Origin of the sequence: Pseudomonas sp. PA27(2017), assembly GCF_001945445.1 — a bacterium.
Classification (GTDB): domain Bacteria; phylum Pseudomonadota; class Gammaproteobacteria; order Pseudomonadales; family Pseudomonadaceae; genus Aquipseudomonas.
The window spans coordinates 1-13375 of sequence record NZ_MSXW01000008.1 but is presented as its reverse complement, the minus strand read 5'-3'; the positions used below and the strand labels follow the sequence as shown (position 1 = coordinate 13375).

At 63.5% G+C, this 13375-nt stretch carries 12 protein-coding genes; 7 read left to right on the top strand and 5 right to left on the bottom strand.

Translation table 11 applies throughout. The annotated features are described in order from the left end of the window. Window positions 1-100 precede the first annotated feature (100 nt). The 4 genes from BVH06_RS02850 (at window position 101) to nudC (ending at window position 5820) form a co-directional block, all read left to right on the top strand. Window positions 101-2365 carry an arginine/lysine/ornithine decarboxylase gene (locus tag BVH06_RS02850; RefSeq protein ID WP_075930350.1) on the top strand — a complete coding sequence of 755 codons (2265 nt, stop codon included), beginning with the start codon at window positions 101-103 and terminating at the stop codon, window positions 2363-2365. 133 nt (window positions 2366-2498) lie between these two features. Then, window positions 2499-3311, top strand: a complete 813-nt coding sequence (locus BVH06_RS02845; protein WP_075930349.1) for a crotonase/enoyl-CoA hydratase family protein — start codon at window positions 2499-2501, stop codon at window positions 3309-3311. A gap of 38 nt (window positions 3312-3349) precedes the next feature. Further along, window positions 3350-5008: a ferrous iron transporter B gene (locus BVH06_RS02840; RefSeq protein WP_075933118.1), complete on the top strand. Its 1659-nt coding sequence runs from the start codon at window positions 3350-3352 to the stop codon at window positions 5006-5008. Further along, window positions 5008-5820 (top strand): NAD(+) diphosphatase, encoded by an 813-nt coding sequence (gene nudC / locus BVH06_RS02835; protein ID WP_075933117.1) that lies wholly within the window; start codon window positions 5008-5010, stop codon window positions 5818-5820. The genes BVH06_RS02840 and nudC overlap by 1 nt, the downstream gene beginning before the upstream one ends. Before the next feature lie 215 nt (window positions 5821-6035). Here nudC and BVH06_RS02830 read toward each other — a convergent pair whose 3' ends face one another. Then, on the bottom strand, window positions 6036-6821 hold the full coding sequence (locus tag BVH06_RS02830) for a TSUP family transporter (protein WP_075933116.1): 786 nt from the start codon (window positions 6819-6821) through the stop codon (window positions 6036-6038). Between the two features lie 98 nt (window positions 6822-6919). Here BVH06_RS02830 and BVH06_RS02825 point away from each other — a divergent pair, with 98 nt between their 5' ends. After that, on the top strand, window positions 6920-7567 hold the full coding sequence (locus BVH06_RS02825) for a hypothetical protein (RefSeq protein ID WP_075933115.1): 648 nt from the start codon (window positions 6920-6922) through the stop codon (window positions 7565-7567). Window positions 7568-7810: 243 nt separating this feature from the next. Here BVH06_RS02825 and BVH06_RS02820 read toward each other — a convergent pair whose 3' ends face one another. From BVH06_RS02820 to BVH06_RS02805, 4 genes are all read right to left on the bottom strand, one after another. Then, the gene (locus BVH06_RS02820) at window positions 7811-8578 is read right to left on the bottom strand and encodes an SDR family oxidoreductase (protein ID WP_075933114.1); all 768 of its coding nucleotides are present in this window, start codon (window positions 8576-8578) and stop codon (window positions 7811-7813) included. 26 nt (window positions 8579-8604) lie between these two features. After that, window positions 8605-9672: a phosphotransferase family protein gene (locus BVH06_RS02815; RefSeq protein ID WP_075933113.1), complete on the bottom strand. Its 1068-nt coding sequence runs from the start codon at window positions 9670-9672 to the stop codon at window positions 8605-8607. Between the two features lie 196 nt (window positions 9673-9868). Then, window positions 9869-10180: an SCP2 sterol-binding domain-containing protein gene (locus BVH06_RS02810; RefSeq protein WP_075930342.1), complete on the bottom strand. Its 312-nt coding sequence runs from the start codon at window positions 10178-10180 to the stop codon at window positions 9869-9871. 58 nt (window positions 10181-10238) lie between these two features. Beyond that, window positions 10239-10937, bottom strand: coding sequence for a histidine phosphatase family protein (locus BVH06_RS02805; protein ID WP_075933112.1), 699 nt, complete (start codon window positions 10935-10937; stop codon window positions 10239-10241). A 204-nt stretch (window positions 10938-11141) separates the two neighbouring features. Between BVH06_RS02805 and sohB the strand changes: the two genes are divergently transcribed. Continuing rightward, the gene (gene sohB / locus BVH06_RS02800) at window positions 11142-12161 is read left to right on the top strand and encodes a protease SohB (RefSeq protein ID WP_075930340.1); all 1020 of its coding nucleotides are present in this window, start codon (window positions 11142-11144) and stop codon (window positions 12159-12161) included. Window positions 12162-12198: 37 nt separating this feature from the next. Beyond that, the gene (locus BVH06_RS02795; protein WP_075930339.1) at window positions 12199-13191 is read left to right on the top strand and encodes a YhdH/YhfP family quinone oxidoreductase; all 993 of its coding nucleotides are present in this window, start codon (window positions 12199-12201) and stop codon (window positions 13189-13191) included. Window positions 13192-13375: the final 184 nt, after the last annotated feature.

Sequence of the window (13375 nt, the reverse complement as noted above, 5' to 3'; positions counted from 1 at the left end):
CTTTTCGTATAGCGCTCTGCGTGAGGGGTTCCGTCCTCTGCGGCGAGTCTCTACCCTGAGGGCATAGCGGGTTCATCCCGCATGACCTCAGGTGTAGCTGATGTACAAAGACCTCAAGTTCCCGGTTCTCATCGTTCATCGTGACATCAAGGCCGATACCGTGGCCGGCGAGCGGGTGCGGGCCATCGCCGCCGAGCTGGAGCAGGATGGCTTCACCATTCTGTCCACCGCGAGTTCTGCGGAGGGCCATATCGTCGCCTCGACCCATCACGGGCTGGCCTGCATCCTGGTCGCTGCCGAGGGCGCCGGTGAAAACCGCCACCTGCTGCAAGACATGGTCGAGCTGATCCGCATTGCCCGACGCCGCGCGCCGCAGCTGCCGATCTTCGCCCTCGGCGAGCAGGTCACCATCGAGAATGCCCCAGCCGAGGCCATGGCCGACCTCAATCAGCTGCGCGGCATTCTCTATCTGTTCGAAGATACCGTGCCGTTCCTGGCCCGCCAGGTGGCCCGCGCTGCACGTAATTATCTCGATGGCCTGCTGCCGCCGTTCTTCAAGGCGCTGGTGCAGCACACCGCGCAATCCAACTACTCCTGGCACACACCGGGCCACGGCGGCGGCGTGGCTTACCGCAAAAGCCCCGTGGGCCAGGCGTTCCACCAATTCTTCGGTGAGAACACGCTGCGCTCCGACCTGTCGGTCTCGGTACCGGAACTCGGCTCGCTGCTCGACCACACCGGCCCACTGGCCGCTGCCGAGGAGCGCGCCGCGCGCAATTTCGGCGCCGACCATACCTACTTCGTGATCAACGGCACCTCGACCGCCAACAAGATCGTCTGGCATTCGATGGTCGCCCGTGACGACCTGGTGCTGGTCGATCGCAACTGCCACAAGTCGATCCTCCACGCCATCATCATGACCGGCGCGATTCCCCTGTACCTGTCGCCGGAGCGCAACGAGCTGGGCATCATCGGGCCGATTCCGCTGAGCGAATTCACCCGCGAGTCGATCCAGGCCAAGATCGACGCCAGCCCGCTGGCCCGTGGCCGCGAGCCCAAGGTCAAGCTGGCGGTGGTGACCAACTCCACCTACGACGGGCTGTGCTACAACGCCGAGCTGATCAAACGCACCCTCGGTGATTCGGTCGAGGTGCTGCACTTCGACGAAGCCTGGTACGCCTACGCCGCGTTCCACGAGTTCTACGCCGGCCGCTACGGCATGGGCACCAGCCGCGAGGCCGGCGGCCCGATGGTGTTTACCACCCATTCGACCCACAAGCTGCTCGCCGCCTTCAGCCAGGCTTCGATGATCCACGTGCAGGATGGGGGCAACGGCGGGCGTCAGCTCGATCGCGACCGCTTCAACGAAGCCTTCATGATGCACATCTCCACCTCGCCGCAGTACGGCATCATCGCCTCGCTGGACGTGGCCTCGGCGATGATGGAGGGCCCGGCCGGGCGCTCGCTGATTCAGGAAACCTTCGACGAAGCGCTGAGTTTCCGCCGCGCTCTGGCTAACCTGGGGCAGAGCCTGAGCAGCGAGGACTGGTGGTTCAGCATCTGGCAGCCGCCACAGACCGAGGGCGCCGACGACGTGGCCACGCCGGACTGGCTGCTGCAGCCGGAGGCCGACTGGCACGGTTTCGGTGACGTCGCTGAAGACTACGTGCTGCTCGACCCGATCAAAGTGACCCTGGTGATGCCCGGCCTGACCGCCGGCGGCCGACTCGACGAGCGCGGCATTCCCGCTGCGGTGGTCAGCAAGTTTCTCTGGGAGCGCGGCCTGGTGGTCGAGAAGACCGGCCTGTATTCGTTCCTGGTGCTTTTCTCCATGGGCATCACCAAGGGCAAGTGGAGCACGCTGCTTACCGAGCTTCTGGAATTCAAGCGCAGCTACGACGCCAACTTGCCACTCAGTTCGGTGTTGCCCTCGGTGGCCCGTGAAGGCGCATTGCGTTACCAGGGCATGGGCCTGCGCGATCTGTGCGATGCGCTGCACGACTGCTACCGCGAGAACGCCACGGCCAAGTCCCTCAAGCGCATGTACACGGTACTGCCGGAAATCGCCCTGAAGCCAGCCGATGCCTACGATCAGTTGGTGCGCGGTGAAGTGGAGGAGGTTTTGGTCGATGAGGTCGAGGGGCGCATCGCCGCGGTGATGCTGGTGCCGTATCCGCCGGGCATTCCGCTGATCATGCCGGGCGAGCGTTTCACCGCCGCGACGCGCTCGATCATCGATTACCTGCGTTTCGCCCAGGCCTTCGAGCAGCGCTTCCCGGGTTTCGACGCCGACGTGCACGGCCTGCAACGCCATGAAGGCGAGCAGGGCAGCTACTACACGGTGGATTGCATCGTCGAGAGATAAGCCACCGTCGGCGTGACCTGCGGCGCGTCACGCCGGCCATGATCGACTTTCCAGCGCCGCTTGCTATAGTGGCGCGGTTATTTTTCGGCATGTGTCGAAGGCCGTCCGGCCTCCCTCAAAAAGGATGACTTTCATGGGGCAATATCAGGCTTTTCGCGTTGAACTGCAGGAAAAAATCGCCCATGTGGTGATTGACCGGCCCGACAAGATCAATGCGATGAACGCCGCCTTCTGGACGGAAATCATCGATATCTTCCGCTGGGCCGACGAGACCGATGAAGTGCGCGTCGTGGTGCTCTCGGGCGCCGGCAAGCACTTTTCTTCCGGTATCGACCTCAACCTGCTGGCTCAGGTCAGCACCCAGCTGGGCAAGGATGTCGGCCGCAATGCGCAAACGCTGCGCCGCAAGATTCTCGAGCTGCAGGCCTCGTTCAACGCCGTGGATCACTGCAGCAAGCCAGTGCTGGCCGCTATCCAGGGTTACTGCCTGGGCGGCGCCATCGACCTGATCAGCGCCTGCGACATGCGTTACTGCAGTGCAGACGTGCAGTTCGCCATCAAGGAAATCGACATTGGCATGGCCGCCGACGTTGGCACCCTGCAGCGGCTGCCGCGCCTGATCGGCGACGGCATGCTGCGCGAGCTGGCCTATACGGGCCGCGTCGTGGAGGCGGCCGAAGCAAGAGAAATCGGCCTGGTGAACCGCGTATTCGAGACTTACGACACATTGCTGGCCGGTGTGATGGACATTGCGCGAGCGATCGCCGCAAAATCGCCGGTTGCCGTGCGTGGCACTAAGGAAATGATCCGCTACATGCGCGATCATCGGGTCGACGACGGCCTCGAATACGTCGCCACCTGGAACGCCGCCATGCTGCAGTCGGCCGACCTGCGTGTCGCGATGATGGCCCATATGAACAAGCAGAATCCCGAGTTCGCTGATTGAGCGCGGTTTCATCACCTGTGCGGGAGGCACACTAGCGAATGGTTTCTGGAGCATCGTCACTGGGGCTGGTTCGCGACGAACTGTTCGCCACGATCGAAGAGGCCGAGGCGAGCCTGGAGCAGTTCATCGTCGAGCGCAATAACGGCAGCCTGCTGCAGCAGGCCGTCGATAACCTGCAGCAGGTGCGCGGCACGCTCAACCTGATCGAACTGACCGGCGCCGAATTGCTCGCCCAGGAAGTGCTCGACCAGGCCACCGATATCCCTGCTGGCGTCGGCAACGAACGCGATGCGCAGCTGGCGGCGCTCAGCAATGCGCTGCACGTGCTGCGCCGCTACCTCGAAGGGCTGGATGCCCATCGCCAGGAAATGCCCGAACTGCTGCTGCCGGCGATCAACGACCTGCGCCAGGCGTGCAAGCAGCCGCCGTTGCCCGAGAGCTTCTTCTTCAGTGTGCGCCTCGACCAGGCCCGCCCGCGCATGGTGCCGCCGGCACTGGACGCCGCCGCCAAGGAAAGCGAAGGCCGCCGTTTGCGGCAGATGTATCAGGTCGGCCTGCTGGGTTACATCCGCGAGCAGAACCCGGCGGCCAGCATGAAACTGATGGGGCGGGCCATGAGCCGCCTCGACGGCCTGTTCGCCAACGAGCCTCGCGGGCGCCTGTGCTGGCTCGGCGCGGCGGCCGTGGAGGCGCTGAACGATGGCCAGCTGCTGCCGCGCAAGTCTCGCAAGCAGCTGTTCTCGCGCATCGACCGCGAGCTGCGGCAGATGCTGGTCAACGGCTCCTACGAGCCGCCGCGCAGCCTGCTCAAGGAGTTGTTGTATCTGGTCGCGCTGTCCGCCGGCCGCGGCCCGCTGGCCGGCGAGGTGCGCGAACTGTTCGGTATCACCGCGCTGCCCTTTACCGATCACCTGCTCGAAGAGGAATACCAACGACTCTCCGGCCCCGGCAAGGCGGTGATGCGTTCGCTGAGCTCGGCGATTCGCGAGGAGCTGGCCAGCGTCAAGGACCTGCTCGACCTGAGCGAGCGCGGCACTCTTCAGGACGACGGCCTGACCAGCCTGCATGCGCTGCTCGGCAAGCTGAGCAAGACGTTGGCCATGGTCGGCCTGAGCTCTGCAGGCAATTCGCTGGCCAATCAGTTGCCGGTCGTCAGTGCCTGGTGCGAAGGCGCACCGGTGGAGTCCGAGCAACTGATCGCCCTGGCCGACGCCGTGCTGTATGTCGAAGGCATGGTGGCGACTCTCGAGCGCGGTGAGCGCGTGACCACGCCGCGGGTCGAGCCGGAGGTCTGCACTTTCGCCCAGCACCAGCTGTTCGAAGCGCGCATCGTGGTGCTCGACGAAGCCCGTGCTGGCCTGGCGCTGGCCAAGCGGGCGATTACCGCGTACCTGGAGTCGTCCGGCGACCGCATGCACCTGTCCAACGTGCCGTTCAGCCTGCAGGCCGTGCGCGGTGGCCTGTGGTTTCTCGGGCAAGAGCGCGCGGCAACGCTGGTGGGCGCCTGCGCCGACTACATCCAGACGCAGATGCTCGACACCGACCAGATGCCCGCCGAAGCGCGCCTGGAAGTGCTCGCCGATGCCCTGAGCAGCCTGGAATACTACCTGGAAGCCGACGCTGGCCTCGCCCAGCCGAGCGTGCTGGATCTGGCTGAAGAAAGTGTGCGCGCTTTGGGCCAAGAGGTGGCCGCCTGATGGTCGCGCACTGGCAACCCGAACTGCTCGACCGCGAGCAGCCTGGTGGCCTGGCGCTGGCCCACCATCGCCAGCATTTTCTGGGTGACGCCAATGGCCTGTTGTTTCCCCGCGAATGGTTGAAGAAGCAGGAGCTGCCGGTAATCGCCGAGCATGGCCTCGGGCATTTTCGCGGGGAGCCGGTCTACCTGCTCGAGTTGCAGGGCAAGGCCGAGCTGCCGGGCTGCCATTGGCAATCATTGCGCCAGGCGATGCTCGAAGGCGACGCCGAGCTGTTCCAGATGCTCGGTTTTGCCGCGCAGATCGGCACCTGGGCCAGCGACAACCGCTTCTGCGGCAGTTGTGCCGCGGCGATGCTGCAGGTACCTGGCGAGCGTGCTATGCAGTGCCCGGCGTGTAGCTTGCGCCACTATCCGCGCCTGTCGCCGAGCATGATCGTGTTGGTCACCCGCGGTGACGACGTGCTGCTGGCGCGGTCACCGCGCTTCGTCAGCGGGGTGTACAGCACCTTGGCCGGTTTCGTCGAAGCGGGCGAATCGGTAGAGCAGTGCGTCGCCCGCGAGGTGCGCGAAGAGGTGGGCGTCGAAGTCTGCAACATTCGCTACCAGGGCAGCCAGAACTGGCCGTTTCCGCACTCGCTGATGCTCGGCTTTCATGCCGACTATGCCGGTGGCGAGATCGTCATGCAGGAAGAGGAGATCGAGGATGCCCGCTGGTTCTCGATCCATGCGCTGCCGCCCCTGCCGGCTTCGCGCTCGATCGCCCGTTACCTGATCGATTCCTACGTGGCCAGCCGCCTGGCAGGCCCTTGAAAACTACCTACGTTGCCATTGCTGCGTTAAAAACAGCCTAAAAATGCTCATTTACAGCACGTAAACCCAAGTGCGGGCCCAGTGCTTTTTGACTCACTTCGTTCGCCCTGCGGGCCAGCCTTCGGCTGTTACTCCGCTGCGCTACGTTTCGGCTGTTTTTGTGGGGCCGCCCAGGCCTTGCACTGACTTCCTCGCCTACGTTTTTCAAAGGCCTGTTAGGCACCGCTGAACCAGTGCTGCCAGACTAGCCGCGTCGTCAGCCCCAGCACCACCAGAATGAACACCGGGCGGATGAACTTCGAGCCACCGCCAATCGCCGTACGCGCGCCGAGAAAGGCGCCTGCCATCAGCGAGAAACCCATGCACAGCCCCAGCACCCAGGCTACCTGACCGGCAACGATGAACACCGCCAGGGCGCAGGCGTTGCTGATGAAATTCATCGAACGCGCCACGCCGCTGGCCCGTACCAGGTCCAGTGGGTACATGAGCAGGGTGCTGACCGTCCAGAATGCGCCGGTTCCCGGGCCCGCCACGCCGTCATAGAGCCCCAGGCCGATGCCTTGTGGCCATTGCCGCCGTTTGGCGATGGGCAGGTCGGCGTCCAGCGGCGCGTCGGGCGTCTTGCCGAACAGCAGGTAAATGCCGCAGGCGAACACCACCACCGGCAGCATCTTGTTGATCCACTCGGCCGGCATCCAGTGCACCAGTACCGCACCACCAATCGCGCCGATGGCAGTGGCTGCCATCGCGTTCTTCCACTTGCCGGGGCTGAATAGCTTGCGCCGGTAGAAGGTGTAGCTCGCGGTGCCCGAGCCGAAGGTCGCGCACAGCTTGCTGGTACCCAGCACCAGGTGCGGCGGCAGGCCGGTGGTGAGCAGGGCGGGGATGGTCAGCAGACCGCCGCCGCCGGCGATGGCATCGATGAACCCGGCGATGAAGGCGACCAGGGCGAGCAACAGCAGCGTCGTGGGATCGACGGCCATTTCGAGCGGGAGGGACATAAAAGGCGACCTGTATCCGATTGTGCGGCAACGGCGCTATTCGCAGGCGAATGCGCTGCGCATAATGCCGACATTTTCACTTACAAGGAATCGATTCGATGCAGTACAACGCGCTCGCCTGGGCAACGGCTCTGCTGGCATTGCTGGTGTTGTTCATCGCCCTGCGCATTCTGTTCGGCGGGCGCTGGTTTCTCGCCTGGTTGCGTGGCAGCAGCGGCCTGGTATTTTTCGCCGCCGCGGTGCTGGTGGGGCTGGTGGCCTACGACCTGAGTCGCTACGAGCCGTTGCCCGCCAACAAGCCGCTGCTGACCCTGAGCTTTCATCGTACGGCCAGCGTCTACCAGGTCGACATTCTCGAAGATGGCGTGCAGCGCAGCGCCAATCTGGAGGGCGATCTGTGGCAGCTCGACGTGCGTCTGCTGCAATGGAAGGGGCTGGCCGCGCTGATTGGCCTGGAGCCGGGCTACCGGCTGGAGAAACTCAACAGTCGATTCCTGTCCATCGAACAGCAGAGCCAGGCGCGTTACACCCAGGCCGAGCTGACCCACAGCCTGTATGGTGTGGACCTTTGGCGCTGGCTGCGCCTGGGCCAGCACGATCTGTTAATGTTCGACGCCCAGGCGCGCCGCGTGACCTACCTGCCGATGGCCGACAAGGCGGTGTTCAACGTCAGCCTGACGCCTACCGGGTTGCTGGCCGAGCCGATGAACGAGGCGGCTCATCAAGCGCTCAAGGATTGGCAATGAGTTGCTGCAGTTCGGATGTGGCCCATTTGCAATGAGCGGAGTGCGGTGGGTGCGGTCATTAGCCGATCCGCTGTGGGAGTCGCGACCTCGCGGCGATTCGCTCAGGCACCGCCGAAATAGGCAGTCAGGCTGCAATCGTTTCGCCCCGAGGTCGGGGCTCCCACAGGTTGGTTTGAGTGGTTGCTTCTGTTTTTACCGCCCACACAACCACACGATCACAGCCTCAAGGCTCGCAGCCAGTTTTCAGGACAGGAACCCGCCATCGACATTCAACGCCACGCCAGTGGTGTAGCTCGACGCCTCGCTGGCCAGGTACAGCACCGCACCGGCCATTTCGCTCGGTTCGGCGACGCGCTTGAGCGGAATGCGCTGCAGGGCGAAGTTGAGGATCGCCTCGTTCTTGGTCAGCGCCGACGCGAAGCGTGTGTCGGTCAGCCCCGGCAGCAGGGCATTGCAGCGGATGCCGAACTGTGCGCATTCCTTGGCGAACACCTTGGTCATGCTGATTACAGCCGCCTTGGTCACCGAGTAGATGCCCTGGAATTCACCTGGCGACACGCCGTTGATCGACGCCACGTTGATGATGCTACCGCCGCCGTTCTCCTTCATCAGCTTGCCGCCTTCGATGGACATGAAGTAGTAGCCGCGGATGTTCACGTCGACGGTCTTCTGGAAGGCGCCCAGGTCGGTATCGAGCACGTTGCAGAACTGCGGGTTGGTCGCCGCGTTGTTGACCAGGATGTCGAGCCGGCCGAAGCGCTGGCGAATCTCGGCGAACACCGTCTGGATCTGTTCCATCTCGCCGATATGGCAGGCCATCGCCACGGCCTTGCCGCCCTTGGCGACGATGGCGTCGGCCACGGTCTGGCAGTCGTCCAGCTTGCGGCTGGAGACGATCACCTCGGCGCCTTGCTGAGCCAGCAGGTGGGCGATGGCTTCACCGATGCCGCGGCTGGCACCGGAAACGAAGGCGATCTTGCCGTCGAGGTCGAACAACTGGGTCTTGGACATGGCGTGAGTCTCGATAAGGAAGGGCGTCAGAGCGATGAGCGCGCGATGACCCCGAGGGCCATCTGTTCGAGCAAGGCGTTCATCTGCACGAAGGAGGCGAAGCGCTTGTCGGCGGTTTGCCCGTGGTAGTAGCGGTAGTAGATCTGCTGGACGATGCCGGCCAGGCGGAACAGGCCGTAGATGTAATAGAAATCGAAGCCGTCGATGCGGACGCCAGCGCGCTCGGCGTAGTAATCCACGAAGGCCTGGCGGGTCAGCATGCCGGGCGCGTTGCTCGGCTGGCGGCGCATCAGTTGTACGGGCGCGGGGTCGTCCGCTTCGATCCAGTAGGCCAGGGTGTTGCCCAGGTCCATCAGCGGGTCGCCCAGGGTGGTCAACTCCCAGTCGAGCACGCCGATGATGCGCAGCGGGTCGTTGGCATCGAGGATCACGTTGTCGAAGCGGTAGTCGTTGTGCACGATGGCCGGCCGCGGGTGGTCGGCCGGCATCTTCTCCTGCAACCAGCTGCGAACCGCCTGCCAGCCGGGCGCATCGGGGGTGCGCGCGTTGTCGTAGCGCTCGCTCCAGCCGCTGATCTGCCGCGCCACGTACCCATCGGGCTTGCCCAGGTCGGCCAGGCCACAGCGTTGGTAATCGACCTGGTGCAGCTCGACCAGGCGGTCGATGAAGCTCTTGCACAGGGAAGTGGTTTGATCGGCCGTGAGCTGCAGCTCTGCCGGCAGGTCGGCACGCAGGATGATGCCGTCCACACGCTGCATGACGTAGAACTCGGCGCCGATCACCGATTCGTCGGTGCAGTGCACGAAAGCCTGCGGGCAGTACGGGAAGGCGTCTCTGAGCTGGTTGAGAATGCGAAACTCGCGGCCCATGTCGTGGGCGGACTTGGCCTTGCGGCCGAAAGGCGGGCGGCGCAGCACCAGTTCGCGATCGTCATAGCGCAGCAGGTAAGTCAGGTTGGAGGCGCCGCCCGGGAACTGGCTGATCTGCGGCTCACCGCGCAGGTCGCTGATGTGAGCCTTGAGGTAAGCATCGATGGCGCGGGCGTCGAGTTCTTCGCCCTGACGGATGGCGCTGGGCCGGTCGGTGAGTGTCATCCCTATCCCTTCTCGTTTTCATTGGCGGTGATGATGGGGTCAATCTAATCAGCCCGGCATCGGGTCACAAGCGCGGCGCAGGCTTATCGATACGGCTGTTGGTGGCGAATCAAACCTGCTGATGCGCCGGTCGGCAGGCCAAAAAAAACCGGAATCCTGGGATTCCGGTTTCGCGATTCGAGCCGTTCGCCCGTACTCAGACCGGGAACAGTTCGCTCAGCTTGAGCGCCAGCATCATGTCGCCTTCAGCGCGCAGCTTGCCGGCCATGAACGCCTGCATGCCGTCGGTTTCACCGGTGGTGATGCCCTTGAAGGTTTCCTTGTCCATGATCAGGGTGACATTGGCGTCCGGGCTGTCGCCCTGTTTCACGTCGCAGGTGCCGTCCTTGACGATCAGGTAGTGGTTGTCGGCATCTTCGATGTTGAACTGGAAAACCAGGTCCAGGCCTTCGGCGGCGCTTGGGTTGAACTTGGCTTTCATGGTTTGGACGATGTCTGCGACGCTCATGGTGGTTTCCTTGTGATTTTCGATTGTTCTGCGCCCTCGCGGGCACGTTGACCGTCGCTCAGCGATAGGTAATGAGCGATGGGGTGTTCAACAGCTGCAAATGAGCGTGGCTGTTGAAGGAAGCTAGGGTCACCCGCTCGCTTTGGAACTTCAGGCAGCTTAGCGAGGTGTTGACGATTTGCCAGTTCATGGCGAACGCGCTGGCGACCGGCATGCCGGTCAGCAGGTGGATCAGGGCGGTGATGGTGCCGCCGGAGGTGAACACGGCGATGCGCTCGCGGCCGTGGGCCTGTTCGAGCAGGCGTTGCAGGCCGCTGTTGACCTGATCCAGAAAGGCCTGCCAGCTCTGCAGCGCGGGCGCGTCATAGTCGCCACCGACCCAGGTATCGATAAGGCTCACGAACAGGCGCTGGAACTCGGCACGGTTGTGCGCGGCGTTGCGCATCACGTCCAGCGCCTGGGGCTCATGCGGCAACAGCGCGGGGAGCAGGGCGCGGATCACGCCTTCGGCGTCGAATTCGTTGAAGGCGGCATCGGTTTCCAGCGCCGGCGACTCGCCAAGCTGTTCGAGCACCAGACGGCCGGTATGGACCTGGCGGGTCAGGCTGCCGCTGACTGCGCGATCGAGTTGCAGGCCGGTCCGGGCCAGGTGGCTGCCGAGCAAAGTCGACTGGCGCTCGCCCAGCGACGAGAGGACATCGTAATCCTCTGCACCGAATGAGGCCTGGCCATGTCGAATCAGGTAGATGCTGCCCACGTGCGCTGCAACCCGGGAACCTTGAATGTGAGGCGAGGGTAGGAGGGATGGGCGGAAGCTGTCAACGAAAATTCATACGTTTGTTTGAATTGCTCGTTGCAGGTTCGAAACCCCGCGCGCTGGCTGTTCGCTGTGCGGTAGCGCCGGTATGCTGAACGATGCGGGCCTCCAGGCGAGGCTGACGATTGAATAAAGGGGAAGTGTGTGGAGTTTCTTGCTGATTACGCAGGGTTTCTGGCCAAAACGGTGACACTCGTGGTGGCCATTCTGGTCGTGTTGGTGGCGGTTGCGGTGCTGCGCAGCCGGGGGCGTCGCAGCGGCGGCCAGTTGCAGGTCACCAAACTCAACGATTTCTACAAGGCGCTGCGCCAGCGCCTCGAACAATCGATTCTCGACAAGGAACAGCTCAAGGCATTGGGCAAAGAGGAAGCGAAGGCCGCCAAGGCTGCCAAGAAACAGCCGCAAACCAGGTCGCGGGTCTACGTGCTCGATTTCGATGGCGACATCAAGGCTTCGGCCACCGAGGGCCTGCGCCACGAGATCACCGCACTGCTGAGCCTCGCCACGCCCCAGGATGAAGTTGTGCTGCGCCTGGAAAGCGGCGGCGGCATGGTGCACAGCTACGGCCTGGCCTCGTCGCAGCTGGCGCGGATTCGCCAGTCTGGCGTGCCGCTGACGGTGTGCATCGACAAGGTCGCCGCCAGTGGCGGTTACATGATGGCCTGCATCGGCGAGAAGATCATTTCCGCTCCGTTCGCCATTCTCGGCTCCATCGGCGTGGTTGCCCAGTTGCCCAACGTCAACCGCCTGCTGAAAAAGCACGACATCGATTTCGAGGTGCTGACCGCCGGTGAGTACAAGCGCACCCTGACGGTGTTCGGCGAGAACACCGAAAAGGGCCGCGAGAAATTCCAGGAAGACCTGGAAACCACCCACGAGCTGTTCAAGAACTTCGTGGCCCGCTACCGTCCGCAGCTGGAGATCGACGAGATCGCCACCGGTGAAGTCTGGCTCGGCATGGCGGCCATGGAGAAGCAACTGGTCGATGAGTTGAAAACCAGCGACGAGTACCTGGCCGAGCGTGCGCGTGAGGCCGACCTTTACCAGCTGCACTACGTGCAGAAGAAATCCCTGCAGGAGCGTGTCGGCCTGGCTGCCAGCGTAGCGCTGGATCGCTTTGCCCTGACCTGGTTGGGCCGTCTGACCCAGCAGCGCTTCTGGTAACCCGCACTCTCCGCGTGAGCGGATCAAGGAGGTCTGGATGACGAATTTCACTGCCCTGCAAGCTGCGCCCGATACCAATGGCCATTTCGGCCTGCAAGTGGTCGAGCGCGACGTGGCCGATTTGCCCGCTGGTGAGCTGTTGATCCGCGTTCGCTATTCCTCGCTGAATTTCAAGGATGCGCTGTCCGCTACCGGGCAGCGTGGGGTCAGCAAGCATTACCCGCATACGCCGGGTATCGATGCGGCTGGCGTGGTGGAGCATTCCAGCGCCGCCGAATTCGCCGAAGGTGATGAGGTGATCGTTACCGGCTACGACCTCGGCATGAACACGGCAGGTGGCTTTGGTCAGTACATCCGGGTGCCTGCCAGTTGGGCGATCAAACGCCCGCAAGGGCTGTCACTGCGCGAGGCGATGATTCTCGGCACCGCAGGCCTGACTGCGGCGCTGTGCGTCGACAAACTGGAGCAGGCCGGCGTCGAGCCGCAGAACGGCCCGGTACTGGTTACCGGTGCCAGTGGTGGGGTCGGCAGCATCGCGGTGCTGCTGCTCAGCACGCTGGGCTATCAGGTGAGCGCAGCCACGGGCAAGGCCCAGCAGGCCGACATGCTCACGCGCCTGGGTGCGTCCCAGGTGGTGCCGCGGCTGGAGCTGCAAAGCGGAACCGATCGGCCACTACTGCGCGAGCAATGGAGCGGGGCTGTCGACACCGTGGGTGGCGACATCCTGTTCAACGTGCTCAAGGCTACCCGCTATGGCGGCAGCGTGGCCTGTTGCGGGTTGACCGCCGGCGTCGAATTCCAGGCCAGCGTGCTGCCGTTCATCCTGCGTGGCGTAAATCTGCTGGGGGTCGACTCGGTCGAGTTGCCCCTGGTCGTCAAGGCCTCGATGTGGGACAAACTGTCGTTACAGTGGAAGCTGCCGAATCTGGAAGCCCTGGCCACTGAGGTCGGACTTGACGAGTTGCCGGCAGCCATCGAGCGCATCCTGCAGGGCGAACAGGCGGGGCGGGTGCTGGTCAGGCTCGACTGAGGCCGGAAAAGCGCCCATAAAAAACCCGCCGAGAGGCGTAATGCTGTTCACTTAAGCATTTGAGTCCAAGCCGGGGTTTCTAGAAAATCCGATACCAGCCTCCTGGTATCGGATTTTTTATGCCCATTCAGCAGCAACTGCTCGACCTCGGCGATCTCTTCAACTTCTCCGACCTCAGCACTTT

Bases quoted from the DNA above. Each gene is read 5' to 3' on its own strand.
- BVH06_RS02850 (WP_075930350.1), top strand. From the start codon at position 101: ATGTACAAAGACCTCAAGTTCCCGGTTCTCATCGTTCATCGTGACATC.
- BVH06_RS02845 (WP_075930349.1), top strand. From the start codon at position 2,499: ATGGGGCAATATCAGGCTTTTCGCGTTGAACTGCAGGAAAAAATCGCC.
- BVH06_RS02840 (WP_075933118.1), top strand. From the start codon at position 3,350: ATGGTTTCTGGAGCATCGTCACTGGGGCTGGTTCGCGACGAACTGTTC.
- nudC (WP_075933117.1), top strand. From the start codon at position 5,008: ATGGTCGCGCACTGGCAACCCGAACTGCTCGACCGCGAGCAGCCTGGT.
- BVH06_RS02830 (WP_075933116.1), bottom strand. From the start codon at position 6,821: ATGTCCCTCCCGCTCGAAATGGCCGTCGATCCCACGACGCTGCTGTTG.
- BVH06_RS02825 (WP_075933115.1), top strand. From the start codon at position 6,920: ATGCAGTACAACGCGCTCGCCTGGGCAACGGCTCTGCTGGCATTGCTG.
- BVH06_RS02820 (WP_075933114.1), bottom strand. From the start codon at position 8,578: ATGTCCAAGACCCAGTTGTTCGACCTCGACGGCAAGATCGCCTTCGTT.
- BVH06_RS02815 (WP_075933113.1), bottom strand. From the start codon at position 9,672: ATGACACTCACCGACCGGCCCAGCGCCATCCGTCAGGGCGAAGAACTC.
- BVH06_RS02810 (WP_075930342.1), bottom strand. From the start codon at position 10,180: ATGAGCGTCGCAGACATCGTCCAAACCATGAAAGCCAAGTTCAACCCA.
- BVH06_RS02795 (WP_075930339.1), top strand. From the start codon at position 12,199: ATGACGAATTTCACTGCCCTGCAAGCTGCGCCCGATACCAATGGCCAT.